Origin of the sequence: Thermoanaerobacterium sp. PSU-2, from assembly GCF_002102475.1 — a bacterium.
Taxonomy (GTDB): domain Bacteria; phylum Bacillota; class Thermoanaerobacteria; order Thermoanaerobacterales; family Thermoanaerobacteraceae; genus Thermoanaerobacterium.
Genome location: NZ_MSQD01000020.1, coordinates 14,262 through 31,385 on the forward strand (window position 1 = coordinate 14,262; position 17,124 = coordinate 31,385).

Sequence of the window (17,124 nt, forward strand, 5' to 3'; positions counted from 1 at the left end):
TTAATAAGCATCATCATATGTAAGGCGTAACATTTCATCTACAGTAGTTACACCTAATAAGACAAGCTTCTTTGCACTTTCTTTAAGCGTATTCATACCATTTGATACAGCCTCATTTAAAATCACATCTGCCGAAGCCTTCTCATTTGTAAGCTCTCTTATCTTAGGAGTCATCATCATTATCTCGTATATAGGAACTCTACCGCGATAACCAGTCTTATTGCAAACGGCACATCCTTTTGATTTGTACAATTTAAGTGGTTCATCGGTATCGATTCCTAAAATAATCTTTTCTCTCTTGCTGGCATCATATTCTGTTTTGCAGTTATCGCATATTTTTCTCGCCAACCTTTGAGCAATGACACCGACAACAGATGAAGAAATAAGGTATGGCTCAATCCCCATGTCAATAAGCCTTGTTATCGCGCCTGCAGAATCATTCGTGTGTAATGTAGATAATACAAGATGACCTGTTATGGAAGACCTTATGGCTATTTCTGCAGTCTCTCGGTCTCTTATTTCACCGATCATTATTATATCTGGATCCTGCCTTAGTATGGATCTTAAAGCAGAAGCAAATGTAAGGCCAGCTTTTTCGTTGACTTGAACTTGATTTAGCCCTTCAAGAGTATATTCAACAGGGTCTTCAACAGTTATTATATTTTTGTCAGGTTTATTAAGCTCATTTAACATAGCATAAAGTGTCGTGGTTTTACCACTTCCTGTAGGTCCAGTAAGAAGGATTATGCCATTTGGGTGTCTAAGTAAATTATCAAATAATTTTAAGTCATCGCTATTTAACCCCAATTTATCTTTTGTTATAATATAACCGCTTTTATCCAATATCCTAAGCACGAGCTTTTCGCCGTAGATTGTAGGCAAAGAAGAAACTCTTATATCTATATTTTTGCCGCTCGCATTCATTTCGATTTTACCATCCTGCGGTATCCTTCTTTCGGCAATATTCATATTGGCCATGATTTTTATTCTGGTGATAACCGGCCCTTGGGTGCTTTTAAATACCCTCATTGCCTCATGCAATTCACCATCGATTCTAAACCTTATTCTTAAGTCATTTTCAGTAGGTTCTATGTGAACATCAGATGCGCGGTTTTTTACCGCTTGCTCGATAATAGAATTTACCAATCTTACTGCAGGTGCATTGTTAATCTCATCTTCTGAAATATCCTTTAATAAATTACTGTCGTCTTCAGCGTTATCATGGCTTAGTTCCTTTTTAAAGTCTTGAACAGCCCTTTCAGCTTCTTCTTTTCCAAAAACTCTGTCAATAGCTTTCAGTATACCATCTTCAGAAGCAATCAATGGCTTTACATCAAGTTTCGTGACAAGTTTAATATCATCAATAGCAAAGATATTAAGAGGATCTGCCATTGCGACAAATATGCTGTCGTTTTCTTTCTTTATAGGTATGGCAACGTGCCTTTTAGCCATTGACTCAGGTATAAGCTTTGCCACATTAGCATCTATAAATACCTTTTTCATGTCTATATGAGGTATGCCCAATTGAAACTCCAAAGCCTCAATGATCTGCTCCTCTGTTAGGTATCCTTCTTTTACAAGAATTTTACCTAACTTTTCACCAGTCTTTTTTTGTATCTTTATCGCATTATTGAGCTGATTCTCGTCTAAAAGACCAACTTCCACAAGAAGATCTCCCAATTTCTTTTTTATCATCAAGGCCCCTCCAAAATAAATAAACCCGACAATGATGCCGGTTGCGCCACTATATCAATGAGTCATAAAGCGCCCAAATATAGACTCACATCATCTATCTCAATCAAATCTATGAAAATTAAAATCACACATAAATTATATTCTACATTATTTAACAAAATCCTTCTTTTTAAGAAAATTTAAAATAATTTTTTTATCGAAATTTGCTCCAGTCCAAATTTTAAATGAATCAATTGCCTGATTTATAAGCATATCAAGTCCATTAATGTATTTTATGCGGTATTTCTCCGCATAGCTTAGAAATAACGTCTTTTCAGGATTATATATAATATCATAGACAAATTTCGCTTTTGCAACTACATCTTCTCCAATTGGCGACACATCTACATTAGGATACATACCGACACTGGTAGCGTTTATCAATATATCAATCTCATCTAACATATTTAGATCGTTATACGATATTCCTAAACTTTTAATGTTAAAATTATTTCCCATGTGAATGCTAAGTTCCTTTGCTTTATCTATCGATCTATTGCATACATATATTGACTTAACTCCTAAAAGTGCTAATCCTACGGCCACAGCTTTGGCAGCACCACCAGCACCTAAAATAACTGCATTTTTGCCTGCAACATCCACGTTGTGTTCTTTTAGAGATTCCATAAAACCTGTTACATCGGTATTGTATCCTTCCAATGAACCACTATTATTTTTTATTGTGTTCACTGCTCCAATAAGTTTTGCTTCATCTGAAATACGATCAAGATACTTTATCACACTTTCCTTATGTGGAACAGTAACATTAAGGCCTTTTATGCCTAATGCTTTTATACCTATAATTGCATCTTTTAAATCTTCTTCATTTACATCAAAAGAAACGTAAACCGAATTAAAATCGAGATTTTCAAAGGCATAGTTATGTATCAAAGGCGATAAACTATGTCCTATTGGATGCCCAATTATACCATAAATGCTTGTTTTAGAATTAATATTCATTTTTTCACACCTTTTTCAGAACCTTTTTTTCTAATTTTCTCATGATTTTAGTCCATCCAAACTCTTCGCTTGACAAAGGTCTTACAAGTATCGTAAAAAGTCCGACTCTATGCCCCCCAAATATGTCAGTAAAAATTTGATCGCCAATAATAGCAGTTTCATCAGGCGTAGAGTCAAGCATTTCCAAAGCCTTATAAAAAGCAGACTTTCTCGGCTTTATAGCCCATGAAATGCCTTTTACACCTGTATCTTTAGTAAAATTATTAACTCTTTTCGTTGTATTGTTTGATATAAGGCAAACTTTAAAGCCTTTTGACTTCAAAAATTTAAATAAGTTAATTACTTTTCGATCAGGATTTAAAACCTTTTGCGGTACAAGCGTATTGTCAATATCAAAAATCAATGATGTTATTCCTCTTTTTTTTAAGTTTTCAAAGTCTATATCGTATATTGAATTAGCATACATATCTGGTATCAATTTTTTATACAATAAATTCACCCCAAACTTACTTTAATTATACTTTACAAAAAAATAAACTGTCAATATAGACAGCATTTGGATTAAAAACTTTAGATCACATTTACATCGTCATTTCTTTAAATAACTTGTTTAATGCCTTTTTTTCTATTCTCGATACGTAAGATCTTGAAATTCCTAACATTTTCGCTATTTCCCTCTGAGTTTTTGCACCGCCATTTATGAGACCATACCTTAATTCAATTATTAACTTTTCCCTGTTTTTAAGAACACTATTTAACTTATGGTACAGTTTTTTGACTTGCATCCTCAATTCTACTTGGTCACTTACCTCGTCTGTCTCAGTTCCTAAAATATCTATAAGCGAAATCTCATTGCCTTCTTTATCAACACCTATAGGATCATGTAAAGATATTTCAGATTTTATTTTCTTTTCAGCTCGCAATGACATCAATATTTCGTTTTCAATGCATCGAGCCGCATATGTGGCCAAATGAGTTCCTTTTGAAGAATCATAAGTTAAAATCGCCTTAATAAGACCTATTGTACCTATAGATATTAAATCGTCAACATCTTTACCTGTATTGCTGTATTTTTTTACGACATGCGCCACAAGCCTCAAATTTCTTTCTATCAAAATATTCTTCGCTTCTTCATCACCGTTTTTAAAGGCTTCAAAATACTTTTTTTCTTCTTCTGCTGTAAGAGGTTGGGGAAATGAATTAGCATTTGTTAAATAGCCAAAGTTGATTATGTCTTTCACGATTGATGTTACAAGCGCTATAAGCGATGCCCACATAAAGGCCACCTCCACATTTTAAGTCACATATTAAATATATGCAACTTAAAATGTTTGGTGCAAGTCTCATTTATAGTATTTCATTATTTCTTCAGCTATTTGTTTAAATATCGGAGCCGCTTTAATTCCTCCTATATCGCCATTTTTAACAAAGACTGATATTGCATAAACAGGCTCATCATAAGGAACAAAACCAGTAAACCATGCATGATAGATGTTTTTCTCTCTGTTTACCTCAGCCGAACCAGTTTTTCCTGCCGACTTATACTCGGTTTCTGCGTTTTTCCCAGTTCCATTTACCACAACATCTCTCATCATTTCTTTTACACTTTCTGCTGTGCTTTCACTTACCACTCTATACGAATTTACCTTGTGTAGATTTTCTACAACATTGCCATTTTCATCAACAATAGCTTTTAAGAGATTAGGAACATTTCTTATGCCGTCATTGGCGATGGTCGCTGCAACATCAGCAGCTTGCAGTGGAGTCATTGTAACATCTCCCTGCCCAATTGAAAGATTTCCTATGCCAGCACCTAATGTATTTTCCAAGGATGGCAATGTGCCAATTTGCTCCTCTATCGGCAGATTATCATCTTTTGTTATTCCAAATTTTTTTGCCATTTCTATTATATCGCTGCCGCCTGTCTTTTGCCCAATTTTTATAAATGTCGTATTTGATGAGACTTCAAATGCTTTGATCATGTTAATCAACCCATTTGACTCATCCATAAAGTTATGGTAAACCACACCATCGATGTTTATATACGGTTCGTCAATAAAGTTATCGTATATGTTGACTTTTTTATTTTCTAATGCAGCAGATGCCACTATTATTTTAAAAATGGACCCCGGGGGATAATCCATCACTGCTTTATTCAGCAATTCTTCGTTTTTGCTGTTTAGGTAATCGCTAACTTTATTTTGATCGTAGTTAGGCCTTGAAGCCATTGCCAAAATATCTCCATTTTTTACACTTAAAACAACTGCAGCACCGTTAATATTGTTTTTATCCAAAATATTTTCTACCGCTTTTTGAATATGATAATCGAGTGTTGTTTGAAGCGAGTATACATTTTTATCAGTGCTTCTTATTCTTACACCCAATCCTTTTAAATAGTCATTATTGTTGTCTTTAAATACAGCTATAGAATCATATCCATTAGTGCTTAAAATTTTGTTGAATGTGTCTTCCAATCCATAATTAGCGCTGCCACTGTATCCTATTATGTGTCTTGCCAATGAATTAGAATCATATCTTTGAGGAATATTCAGTATAAAGATTCCGACAGGCAAATTTCCGTCGTATGTATATCTAACTTTATAACTAAGAATATCTTTGCCTTCATTTAAGTTTCCATATATTTCACTTTCTAAAATACCAGTTAGTTTATTTATTATTTCTGATGCATTTTTTTTATTGATGATCAATCCAGGGATTGCATACACGTACTTTGTTGAAGTTCTATCTGTAAAAGGAATTAAATTTCTATCGTATATTTCTCCACGTTTTTTGTCTAAATTCAAACTTTGAATTTTTTGATCTACAGCAATTTTAGCGTATGTTTCACCTTTTACGTATTGTATATAAAAAAGCCTTATCAATAATGATAAGATAAGAAATGTAGTTATGACATTTAAAACAATAAATCTAATGTTTTTCCTATTCATAAAAAAACTCCTTTCCGGGTTTATTATTTCCCTTAAAGGAGTTTAACATTCACTAAGCTATGCTTTTTTTCTAAGAATGTAATATTTTTCTACCTTCCTCTTTAATGGAATCTTTACAATCATCTGTGGATGCGGTGCAACTCCGATTTCATTGCCTTCTATATCATACATTTTATCAATAGTCTCCACAAACATGTCTTTAGGACCTATGATCTCTATTATATCACCTAAAAAAAATCTGTTTCTTTGCTCTATTACAGCCATTCCACTTTTATCATCGTAATCAATCACCATTCCAACAATATTGTAATTCCTGATGTATGAGGAAGAATCATAATTGTGTGATTCAGAACCAGGTTTCCCAAAATAAAAACCAGTCGTAAAGTCTCTATTGCTGACTTTCCCCAATTCTTCTAAAAGGCCTTCATCAAAAACATATCTATCGCCAAATTCCAGATAATCATCAATTGCTTTTCTATAAGCTTTTGTCACAACAGCAACATAATACGAGCTTTTGTTTCTGCCTTCTATCTTTAGGCTGGTTGCGCCAGCTTTGATAATATCTGGAATGTATTTTATCATGCATAGATCTTTTGAATTCATTATATATGTCCCTCTGTCATCTTCCTCTATTCTCATATACTGTCCAGGCCTTTTTTCTTCAACAAGATAATACTTCCACCTGCATGGATGCGTACATTCGCCTTTGTTTGCATCTCTTCCTGTTAAATAATTACTTAGAAGGCATCTTCCGGAATATGAAATGCACATTGCACCGTGAACAAAAACCTCCAATTCTAAATCGTTTGGAGTTTTTTGTCTTATCTGCTTTATCTCTTCCAAAGACAATTCTCTAGCCAAAACAATGCGCTTTGCCCCTAATTCATGCCAAAAAATTGCGCTTCTATAATTAACGTTGTTAGCTTGTGTGCTTATATGAATCTCAAGTTTTGGTGCAACTTCCTTGATTATCGAAAATACACCTGGATCAGAAGCTATCACTGCGTCTATTCCAGTTTTACTAACTTCATATATATATTCTGGCAATCCTATGAGATCATCATTGTGAGGAAATATGTTTACAGTTAAATAAGCTTTTTTACCATGATTTTTAACATATTCAACTGCATATTTGATCTCATCCATGCTAAAGCCGACTGTAGCTCTAAGTCCATAATTGTTTCCACCGAAATAAACGGCATCTGCTCCATAATTTATCGCAACTTTTACCCTCTCTAAATCACCGGCCGGTGATAATAACTCAACCATTTTTTCACTCCTTTACGCTTATAGACAAACCATCACCAATAGGAATAATCGACGTAGATATTCCTGTCTTGTTTAAAACATATAAAATAAAATCTCTCATCCTATAAACTATCGTTCTCCGCTTATGTTTTACATGCTTTTCAGCAGCAACATAACCTTTATACAAAATATTATCGCAAATCAAAATGCCTCTATCGCTTAATAGCCTTAAAGATTCGTCAAAAAATTCCTTGTAATGGCCTTTTGCTGCATCAATAAATATTAAGTCATACTTTTTATTAAGACAAGGCAAAACGTCCAAAGCATCACCTTTTATAAGTTCAACCCTATCTAATAGAGATGCTTTAAGAAAATTCTCTTTTGCAATCTCAGCCATCTCCATGTCTTTCTCGATGGTAAGAATTTTACAATTTTCATAAGCTAATAGCATCACGATAGAAGAATAGCCAATGGCTGTGCCTATTTCTAAAATATTTTCTGGTTGCTTGATTTTTATAATTGTCTCCAAAAATTTCGCAACTTCAGGTTTTACGATTGGAATAAAATTATCACTTGCATAACTTTCGATTTCTTTAAGCAGCCCTTGACTTACATCAAACAATTGCCTTATAAATTTTATGTCGCTATCTATCATAAACGGCACCTCTAAATCAATTAACCTTTTTTTCCGCATTCAACTGATCTATATAAGTCCTGCTAAAAATATGAGAACCGTCATTTTGAGCCACATAATAGTAATAATCATGTTTTGCAGGGTTTATAGCTGCTTCTATGGATTTTAAACCCGGATTGCTAATTGGCCCTATTGGCAATCCATAGTGCAAATAAGTATTATATGGTGAATTAACTTTTAAGTCATCAAGAGATAATTTGTCTTTGTGCTCTCCTAAAGCATATTCCACAGTAGCGTCAATCTGCAATTTCATGTTTTTATTTAGCCTGTTGTATATTACACCAGCAATAAGTGGTCTATCTTTGTCTATTTTAGCTTCTTTCTCAATCATTGATGCTATTATCACAATTTTGTCTGTAGTCATGCCAACATTCGTCTCTTTCCCTTTTATATAAGATTTATATATTTCATCAAACCTTGACAGCATGAGATTTATAATATCATGAGCACTGGTTCCTTTCTTTATAATATATGTGTCAGGAAAAAGATATCCTTCTAAACGGTCTGGTCTATCTTTAGGAATATCCTTTAAAAACTCATAATTAAACACACCATTTTGAGCTTCATTCATAAAATCGCTTTTCTTTACTATCCCCATCTGTTGCAAACGGTCTGCAATCTCACTTACAGTAAATCCTTCAGGTATAGTAAATTTAACAGTGTCTAATACAACCTTTCCTTCTTTCAACTTCTCAATTATCTCATCCGTAGTCATATTTGAACTCAAAAGATATTTCCCCGCTTTCATTTGGACGCCATCATTGTAAAACTTTGAACGAAAAATAAAAAACCACTCACTTTTTATTAAGTCTTTATTTCGCAATATCTTAGCTATTTCTAAAGTCGATGCACCTTGTGGTATGATAACTTCTTTTTCAGTCGAATTATCATCAACAGGCTTAAATAGACTCTCATAATATATAGCCGCTGATATGATAAAAAAAACTACAATAACAATAGCAACAAGAGATCTTTTCTTTACTTTCCCCTTTACATTTATCATCATGAGCTCTCCTCAAATCAAAAATCGACACTTTATACAAAGATTATATAATTATATACAAATAAAAACAAGTAAGGTTTTTAGCCTACTTGTTTTTATTTGTTATTTTAAATTAACAACATCCATTATAATCTTTGTAATGTCATCCATTATCCTAGAAAAACTGTATTCTGCAGAAAGATAAGCATTTAATTCGGGATTTAAGCTCAGTATATCATAAAGCTTTTTCAGCATTTCTTCATCTTCTTTTGTTATTTCTTTTCCCGTCAGTTCTTTCGTCTGAATTTCTAATTGTTTTTTTCTAAAATCTTCTAACATTTTTTTATTTTGCTCATTTGACTCAATTTTTTTGAATGCATCTTTAAATGCTTTATATTCAGGCAGTTCTTCTATTGCTCTTTTTAATTCATACGCTTTATCGTATACGTTCATATCTTAATCCTCCTATATTTCCATTATTATAGGTAATATCATTGGATTTCTCTTTGTTTTTTCATATAAAAAGCTGCTTAAACATTCTTTAATCATAGTCTTTATAGATGACCATTCCGTTATATCATCCTTTTCACACTGTGAAAGAGTTTCTTTAACAAGATTTTTGGCTTCCTCCATCAAATCTTCTGATTCTCTCACATATACGAAACCTCTCGATATTATATCAGGTCCAGCGATTACAGAACCTTTTTCTTTAGATATAGTAACAACTACCACCAATAAACCATCTTGAGAAAGATGCTTTCTATCTCTTAAGACTATATTTCCTACATCGCCAACGCCTAAGCCATCAACCAATACTTTGCCTGCAGTTACTGTACCGGCAATCCGACCTGAATTCTTTGTAAATTCAATCACTGTACCATTATCAGCAATAAATATGTTTTTAGGATCCATGCCAAGATCTTCGGCTAACTTTGCATGTTGCTTCAAATGCCTATATTCTCCATGTACGGGAATAAAAAATTGTGGTCTTATTAGTGTGTGGAGCAATTTGATTTCTTCTTGGCATGCATGTCCAGATACATGTACATCGGCCAATGCATCGTATATTACTTCTGCGCCTTTTTTGAACAGTTGATTTATCACCCTTGATATTAATTTTTCGTTACCAGGTATGGCAGAAGCAGATATTACAACTGTATCACCCGGCACTATCTCAACCTTTTTGTGTTCTGAAGATGCCATTCTTGTCAACGCTGACATGGGCTCTCCTTGGCTGCCAGTGGTAATAATGACCACTTCACTATATGGAAGTTTATTGGCTTCATCGATGTCTATAAGTGTACCTTCTGGTATGCTTAAATACCCTAATTCGTTGGCAACATTAATGACATTTATCATACTTCGCCCTGAAATCGAAACTTTTCTTCCATACTTATAAGCAGAATCAATTATCTGTTGGACGCGATGAATGTTTGATGCAAATGTAGCTACGATTATCCTCTGTTCAGCTTTTCTAAATATATTGTCAAATGTGTCTCCAACAGTTCTCTCAGACATCGTATAACCTGGTCTCTCGATATTTGTGCTATCACACATCATGACAAGAACACCTTGTTCTCCTAATTCGGCAAATCTGTGAAAATCAGCCACTTCTCCACCAATTGGAGTAAAATCTATCTTAAAATCACCAGAGTGAAATACAACTCCAACAGGTGTATGAATAGCCAGTGCTGCCGAATCAGCAATGCTGTGAGACGTTCTTATAAACTCTACTCTAAGTTGACCAAACGTCACTGTCTCTCGAGGTTTTACCGTTACCAATTTGCTATCTCTTAAAAGCCCATTTTCTTTTAATTTGTACTCAACTAAGCCAAGCGTCAAACGCGTCCCATACACAGGAACATTTAATTGTCTTAAAACATAAGGCAAAGCTCCAATGTGGTCTTCATGCCCATGCGTTAAAACGATAGCTTTAACTTTTTCTTTGTTTTTTAATAAATACGAAATATCCGGGATGACAAGGTCTATCCCCAACATCTCGTCATCAGGAAAAGCAAGACCGCAGTCAATGACAATAATGTCGTTTCCGTACTCAATTACAGTCATATTTTTCCCGATCTCATTTAACCCGCCCAAAGGTATGATTTTTAATTTTGTCTTATTTGTCAAATACATGTCTCCCTTCTTCGTTAATATCGCTAATAATATTTTAACCAACAACAATAAAACATTACCCGTACAACACACTAATTAATTGTATTATACTTTATTTAGTGCTCATCTTCAAGTGGATATAAAAAATTAAGCCCGTCAATCTGACAGGCCTAATTTTTATTTTGTTTGCACTTGCTACAATACCCAAAAAATTTTACATTGTGATCGATTATTTGAAAGTTTTTCGTATTTTCTATCGCTTCTTCTAAGTTTTCTAACAAATCCCCTTCCATCTCTATCACACTACCACATTTTAAACAAATCAAATGGTGGTGCTGATGATCTTCATTGTGATAAAGCTCATATCTGCTGCGTCCATCATCAAAGTTTAATTTGTATATTATGCCCATTTCATCAAAGAGCTGTAAAGTCCTGTAGACAGTAGCAAGACCTATCTCTGGATATTTTTCCTTTACGAGATCATATATTTCCTCTGAAGACAGATGCTTTTCGCGATTTTCTATTATAACGTCAAGTATTGCCCTTCTCTGTGTGGTCAACTTAAATCCCTTTTGCTTCAAATTCTCCTTTATATCATCTATTTCGTTCACTTTTTCACCACCTTACATTTTACCTGTTTATAAAAGTTTATGCATTACATTCTCAATTGTCAACTATTTTTGCAAAAATAAAATTAGATGTATCATTAATATAGCCTTATATTAACACAAAAAAAGATGTATTTTCAATTGAAATTAAAAATATTTTTATAAATCCTTTATTTGCACATAAATCATCAATCTTTTAAGATAAATAACGTATTTTTTGAAAACGACAATAAAAAGGAAAGTTTTGATGGTGTTATTTCCCAGGTAATATTTGTTATCCGTGAGAGTTTTGCTTAATAAAAAATAGATATACCTTCAAGGTATATCTATTCGTCATCATGATGGTGGTGGCAGTCACAATCATCATCACATTCATATTCTTCCAATAATTCGTTGTAAGCTTCTACTACATCATTAAACTCATCTTCGTCATCTATTCCGACAAATATGTCCTCACCATTTTCATCTTGCTCAACTCTCAAAATATACGCATCATCGCTGTCACTGTCTATCGGTGCAACAACAGCATACCTTGTGTCATCAAGTTCAAAAGATGAAATTAGTTCAAAATCTACTTCATTGCCATTTTCGTCGATAAGCTCAATAATGTCATTATTAAATTCGTTATCCAACAAAATCACCTCATTTCTTATACCGATAATCCCATTGTAGTATACAAAAAATTTCCTGTCAAGTTAAATTGATTTCCTTTTATAATCAAGATACCCTTGTAGAATTATCGTGGCTGCCAGTTTATCTATGACTTTTTTTCTCTTGTCCCTTCTCATATCAGCATTTTCCACAAGCATCCTATTAGCCTCGACTGTCGTCAACCTTTCATCCCACAACATTATTGGTAAATCAATTTCTTTTTTTAAATACTCCACAAAATTGATCACTTTCTGCCCTTGAGCACCTATTGTACCATTCATATTTTTAGGAAAACCAACGACAATTTCCTCTACTTTAAACGCATCTATAATCTTCTTTATCTCAAATACATCGTTATCTAAACTTTCTCTTCTTATGGTTTTAATTCCTTGTGCTATAAGCCCTGATGGGTCACTAACAGCAATACCTATGGTTTTATCACCAACGTCTAAACCTATTGTGCGCAATTCTACTCTCTCCATTCACGCATACAATATGCCTCACACTTATAAGACGTGTGAGGCTAAACTCTATTTCTCTAAATAATTTTTAACTAATTCCTCAACTAATTCATCTCTCTCAATCTTTCTTATAAGATTTCGAGCATTTTTATGGCTTGTTATATATGTAGGATCACCTGACAAAATATAACCAACTATCTGATTTATAGGATTATATCCTTTCTCCAACAAAGCATCATATACAGAATTCAGTATGTCTTTTGCTTTACCGTCTTCATTTTCAAAATGAAATCTTACGGTTTCATCATTGCGGTCAGCCATTTTTATCACCTCTATGGGATTTTCATTTAATATATTATACGACTATAATATATTAAACTATGAATAGTAGTCAAGTTAAATTTTTATTTAAGTTTTTCAATGAACAAAGATCTTGAAGTTTCTAAAGCTATATTTATCTTTTCTAAATTATTGCCGACACCTTGAGCCATATCAGCTCGTCCACCGCCTTTGCCATCTGTAACTTGGCATATTTCCCTTATGATATTGCCAACGTTAATTCCCCGCTCAACGGCATCTTTCGTCGCCATTCCTACAAAATTAATTTTTTCATCTCTAATTGTAGCAAGTATTATAACAGTGCTTTTTAATCTGTCCTTAAGTATATCTCCCATCATCTTAAGCTCATCTACATCCAAATCATTTAATGTAGCACTAACAAATTTTATTCCATTTATGTCCTCTGCAGAATTAATTAACTTGTCTGACATTGATAACACTACTTTTGATTTTAGCTGTTCCAATTGTCTTTCTAAGTCCTTTATAGTTTGACTTAAATCAGCGATCCTATCCACAATGTCTTTTTCATTAACCTTTAGTATCTGTTCTATATTAGAAATTAATTCTCCTTTTTTGTTCAAAAATTCTAAAGCGCCTAACCCTGTCACAGCTTCAATTCTCCTGACACCTGCGGCGACACCACTTTCCGCAATGATTTTAAAAGCTCCTATCTGAATAGTATTAGTGACATGGGTTCCTCCACAAAGCTCTTTGCTGTAATCAGAAATATTTACGACCCTTACCACATCACCATATTTCTCTTGAAAGAGTGCCATCGCACCTTTTTTGATAGCTTCATCCTGTGACATAATGTCAATCGACACATCGATGCTTTCGTAGATTTTCTCATTAACCTCATCTTCTATCATCTTAATTTCGTCAGCAGTAAGCGCTTGATAATGAGTAAAGTCAAATCTAAGCCTATCTGGCGTAACCAAAGATCCTGCTTGATGTACATGGTCGCCTATAAACTTTCTCAAGGCACTATGCAGTAAATGTGTCGCAGTATGATTTCTTGCTGTGCTCATTCTATTCTTCTCATCTATTATAGCCTCTACTGTATCACCTACATTTAAAATGCCTCTTTCAATAGTGCCGATATGGACAAATTTATTCCCACCAGCTTTTTTGCAATCTTTTATGTTAATATAGACATCTTCACTTTTTATTATGCCGCTGTCTCCAACTTGGCCACCGCTTTCTGCATAAAACGGCGTCGTATCTAAAATAATATTTACTTCTTCTCCCGCTTCAGCAGAATTAACAAGCTCGTTATCCTTTATAATAGCCAAAACTTTCGCATCCGATTTAAATACCTCATAACCAACAAACTTTGTTTCGATATCTTTCATGGTCGAATAAATATCCTTTTCCCAAAGGGCATTATCTTCTTTTCTGCTGCTTCTGGCTCTTAATCTCTGGTTCTCTAATTCCTTTTGGTATCCACTTTCATCTACCGACATACCAGATTCGCTCAATATTTCTTTAGTAAGCTCAATGGGAAAACCATATGTGTCATACAGTTTAAATGCTTTGCTGCCATCCAATACATTTTTCCCTGAAGCCTTCAAATCATTGATATATCCATCAAGTATATCTAATCCTTGATCAATCGTCTCTTTAAATCGTTCTTCTTCTTTTTTTATTACACTTTTTATGTATTCTTTTCTTTCTTGTATTTCAGGGTACGCACCTTTATAATGTTCAACAACAACATCCACTACATCATATAGAAATGGCCTATCAAGTCCTAATAGCTTGCCATATCTTGCTGCTCTTCTTAATAATCTCCTTAAGACATATCCTCTACCTTCATTTGATGGCAATATTCCATCAGATATCATGAAAGTAACCCCTCTAATATGATCCGTAATAACTCTTAAAGATACATCGCTTTTCTTATCAGCACCATATTTTACACCAGCCATTTTACCAACATAATCAGTAATACCACGAATTACATCAACATCAAATATGCTGTCAACCTCTTGCATTATGGTCGCTATTCTTTCAAGTCCCATACCTGTATCTATATTTGGCTTAGGCAGTGGATTGTAGTTCCCTTCTGCATCTTTGTCAAATTGCGTAAACACAAGGTTCCAAAACTCAATAAATCTGTCGCAATCACAACCAACACCGCAAGTAGGTTTCCCACAGCCCTTGTCCTCCCCCCTGTCAAAATATATTTCTGAACACGGTCCACATGGTCCTGTTCCAATCTCCCAAAAATTATCTTCTTTACCCATTCTGACAATTCTCTCTGGTGGAAGTCCAACAACTTTATTCCATATTTCAAAAGCCTCATCATCGTTTTCATAAATAGTCACCCATAATCTATCTTCTGGCAATTCTAAGACTTTCGTCACAAACTCCCATGCCCATGGTATTGCTTCTTTCTTAAAATAATCACCAAAAGAAAAATTGCCCAGCATTTCAAAAAAAGTCCCATGCCTTGCCGTCTTTCCAACTCTATCTATATCAGGAGTCCTAATGCATTTCTGACATGTAGTAACTCTTTTGCTTGGTGGAATTTCCTTACCGGTAAAATACGGTTTCAAAGGAGCCATTCCAGCATTGATAAGCAGCAAACTTTTGTCATTTTTGGGTACAAGTGAAAAACTTGGCAATCTCAAATGTCCTTTGCTTTCAAAAAAACTAAGATATTTCTCCCTTATCTCATTCATTCCGAGTTTTTCCATAAATATCCTCCTTATGTTTACAAAAAAACGCCCTACAAGGGACGGCAGAAACCTTCTCTTTTTATGTATATTTTACAAGAAAGCCTAATTAAAGTCAACAATTGCAATTATAACTCCATAAAAATATCCTTAAATATCACTTTTGCCACAGCTACGACAGGAACTGACAAAAGCATACCTAATATTCCGAAAAACTGCTCTCCTACCAAAAGAGCAATTATAACTGTTATAGGATGTAAATCTACATTGTCGCTCATTATTTTTGGAGCTATTATGGCACTTTCGATTTGCTGTACTAAAAAAAACACAACAAATGACCATACGCCTTTATAAAATGAATCCATAAGCCCCATGACAACTGCTGGAATCGAACCTAATATAGGTCCGAAATACGGTATTACATTTAATATGCCAGCTAATATACCTATTAACAAAGAATACTTTACTCTTAATATCATCAGTCCTATTGACGTCAAAACTGTCACTATTAATGAAATATATATTTGGCTTCTAATATAATTACTTAAGACATAGTCGATATCTTTTAAAATCTTCAAAAAAGTTCCTCTCATTTTTTGTGGTATAAACTCGTTAATGCCATTTTTTAAAACTTCTTTGTCTTTTAGTAAGTAAAAAGTAATAATAGGTGATAATATCAAATTTACAAGATGACTTGTCATTGAAATAACACTTTGCATTGCTCTGTCAACTATCAATTCCATTTGCTTATCAAACATATTTGCTCGCTTAATGAATATTTTATTAAATTCTTTTGGCAAGTACGATAAATAATCATTTTTAATATTATTAACTTTGTCATTCAATAGGCTAATATAATCCGGTATCATTTTAAAAAGATTCGATATTTCATTCACAATTACTGGAAATATAAAAATAGCAAAAAGTGATAATACAATCATCAGCAAAAAATAAACAATTATTATAGATTGTACTCTTTTTATACCTTTTCTTTCAATGTATATCACAATTGGATTTATGAGATATGCAAGTATAACAGAAACCAACAATGGTAACAAAATTTCTTTTATTTTATTTACATTCCTATAAAAAAAATACAAAACAATAAATGCTATAATTATCCATATAATGTATTTAATATATCCTTTGCATATTCTCATATAAAACACCTTTAAATAAAAGGGCTAAAAGCCCTTTTACATTTTATTTGCTCTGTGAGCAATTTTAGTTAACCCCATCTGAATTAATTGTCTAACCCTTTTTGAATTGATTCTCGGTAAAATAAATGCCGCTGCCGCCGCACCAGTTAAAAAACCTTTTAAATATTTTCCTTTGTCATCCATAATAACCCTCCTATCTTAAATTTCAATCAAGCGTAAATCTGCAAGTGCAACAACTTTATTTCAACATATCGATGATTTTAGTATACCACTTTTTTAAATTAGTAAACCTATCATTTTATTATTTCCAATATAAAGATGACGATATAGAATAACCGGATAATATTACCAAAAGTCCTATTACATTCGATGATATTATATTCCTATTTAAAATTCCGTTAAACGATAAAATATAAATCATAGCAGACGGCAACATAAATGGAGATTTCAAGTAATATAGAAGTCCATCAACTCTCTGAAATGAGTAAACACAATTATGAATTTATGATAGGCCACATAAAATAATATGTACATAACTATAGATGA

17 protein-coding genes are annotated in these 17,124 nt (G+C 33.4%); all 17 read right to left on the reverse strand.

Features of this window, described 5'->3' with window-relative positions; translation table 11 throughout:
* Entirely contained in the window at window positions 1–1,695 is a 1,695-nt protein-coding gene (locus BVF91_RS12155; protein ID WP_085113656.1) for a GspE/PulE family protein, read from the reverse strand.
* Between the two features lie 147 nt (window positions 1,696–1,842).
* Window positions 1,843–2,694: a shikimate dehydrogenase gene (aroE, locus tag BVF91_RS12160; protein WP_085113657.1), complete on the reverse strand. Its 852-nt coding sequence runs from the start codon at window positions 2,692–2,694 to the stop codon at window positions 1,843–1,845.
* 4 nt (window positions 2,695–2,698) lie between these two features.
* Window positions 2,699–3,193 carry a YqeG family HAD IIIA-type phosphatase gene (locus BVF91_RS12165; protein ID WP_085113658.1) on the reverse strand — a complete coding sequence of 165 codons (495 nt, stop codon included), beginning with the start codon at window positions 3,191–3,193 and terminating at the stop codon, window positions 2,699–2,701.
* A gap of 82 nt (window positions 3,194–3,275) precedes the next feature.
* Complete coding sequence (gene sigK, locus BVF91_RS12170; RefSeq protein ID WP_085113659.1) at window positions 3,276–3,971, reverse strand: RNA polymerase sporulation sigma factor SigK; 696 nt, start codon at window positions 3,969–3,971, stop codon at window positions 3,276–3,278.
* 66 nt (window positions 3,972–4,037) lie between these two features.
* A complete protein-coding gene (locus BVF91_RS12175) occupies window positions 4,038–5,642 on the reverse strand; it encodes a peptidoglycan D,D-transpeptidase FtsI family protein (RefSeq protein ID WP_085113660.1) in 1,605 nt (534 codons plus the stop codon).
* 57 nt (window positions 5,643–5,699) lie between these two features.
* On the reverse strand, window positions 5,700–6,911 hold the full coding sequence (locus BVF91_RS12180; RefSeq protein ID WP_085113661.1) for a peptidase U32 family protein: 1,212 nt from the start codon (window positions 6,909–6,911) through the stop codon (window positions 5,700–5,702).
* 4 nt (window positions 6,912–6,915) lie between these two features.
* The gene (locus tag BVF91_RS12185) at window positions 6,916–7,545 is read right to left on the reverse strand and encodes an O-methyltransferase (RefSeq protein ID WP_085113662.1); all 630 of its coding nucleotides are present in this window, start codon (window positions 7,543–7,545) and stop codon (window positions 6,916–6,918) included.
* 16 nt (window positions 7,546–7,561) lie between these two features.
* Complete coding sequence (gene mltG, locus BVF91_RS12190) at window positions 7,562–8,587, reverse strand: endolytic transglycosylase MltG (RefSeq protein ID WP_085113663.1); 1,026 nt, start codon at window positions 8,585–8,587, stop codon at window positions 7,562–7,564.
* 102 nt (window positions 8,588–8,689) lie between these two features.
* Window positions 8,690–9,019 (reverse strand): YlbF family regulator, encoded by a 330-nt coding sequence (locus BVF91_RS12195; RefSeq protein WP_014758830.1) that lies wholly within the window; start codon window positions 9,017–9,019, stop codon window positions 8,690–8,692.
* A gap of 12 nt (window positions 9,020–9,031) precedes the next feature.
* A complete protein-coding gene (locus BVF91_RS12200) occupies window positions 9,032–10,702 on the reverse strand; it encodes a ribonuclease J (RefSeq protein ID WP_085113664.1) in 1,671 nt (556 codons plus the stop codon).
* 149 nt (window positions 10,703–10,851) lie between these two features.
* Entirely contained in the window at window positions 10,852–11,292 is a 441-nt protein-coding gene (locus tag BVF91_RS12205; RefSeq protein WP_013787920.1) for a Fur family transcriptional regulator, read from the reverse strand.
* A gap of 323 nt (window positions 11,293–11,615) precedes the next feature.
* A complete protein-coding gene (locus BVF91_RS12210; protein WP_085113665.1) occupies window positions 11,616–11,921 on the reverse strand; it encodes a DUF1292 domain-containing protein in 306 nt (101 codons plus the stop codon).
* A 63-nt stretch (window positions 11,922–11,984) separates the two neighbouring features.
* Complete coding sequence (ruvX, locus tag BVF91_RS12215; protein WP_085113666.1) at window positions 11,985–12,407, reverse strand: Holliday junction resolvase RuvX; 423 nt, start codon at window positions 12,405–12,407, stop codon at window positions 11,985–11,987.
* Window positions 12,408–12,470: 63 nt separating this feature from the next.
* The gene (locus BVF91_RS12220; RefSeq protein WP_085113667.1) at window positions 12,471–12,722 is read right to left on the reverse strand and encodes an IreB family regulatory phosphoprotein; all 252 of its coding nucleotides are present in this window, start codon (window positions 12,720–12,722) and stop codon (window positions 12,471–12,473) included.
* Between the two features lie 83 nt (window positions 12,723–12,805).
* On the reverse strand, window positions 12,806–15,439 hold the full coding sequence (alaS, locus tag BVF91_RS12225) for an alanine--tRNA ligase (RefSeq protein ID WP_085113668.1): 2,634 nt from the start codon (window positions 15,437–15,439) through the stop codon (window positions 12,806–12,808).
* Window positions 15,440–15,546: 107 nt separating this feature from the next.
* The gene (locus tag BVF91_RS12230; RefSeq protein WP_085113669.1) at window positions 15,547–16,578 is read right to left on the reverse strand and encodes an AI-2E family transporter; all 1,032 of its coding nucleotides are present in this window, start codon (window positions 16,576–16,578) and stop codon (window positions 15,547–15,549) included.
* A 36-nt stretch (window positions 16,579–16,614) separates the two neighbouring features.
* Complete coding sequence (locus tag BVF91_RS13345; RefSeq protein WP_013787914.1) at window positions 16,615–16,761, reverse strand: hypothetical protein; 147 nt, start codon at window positions 16,759–16,761, stop codon at window positions 16,615–16,617.
* Between the last annotated feature and the right edge of the window lie 363 nt (window positions 16,762–17,124).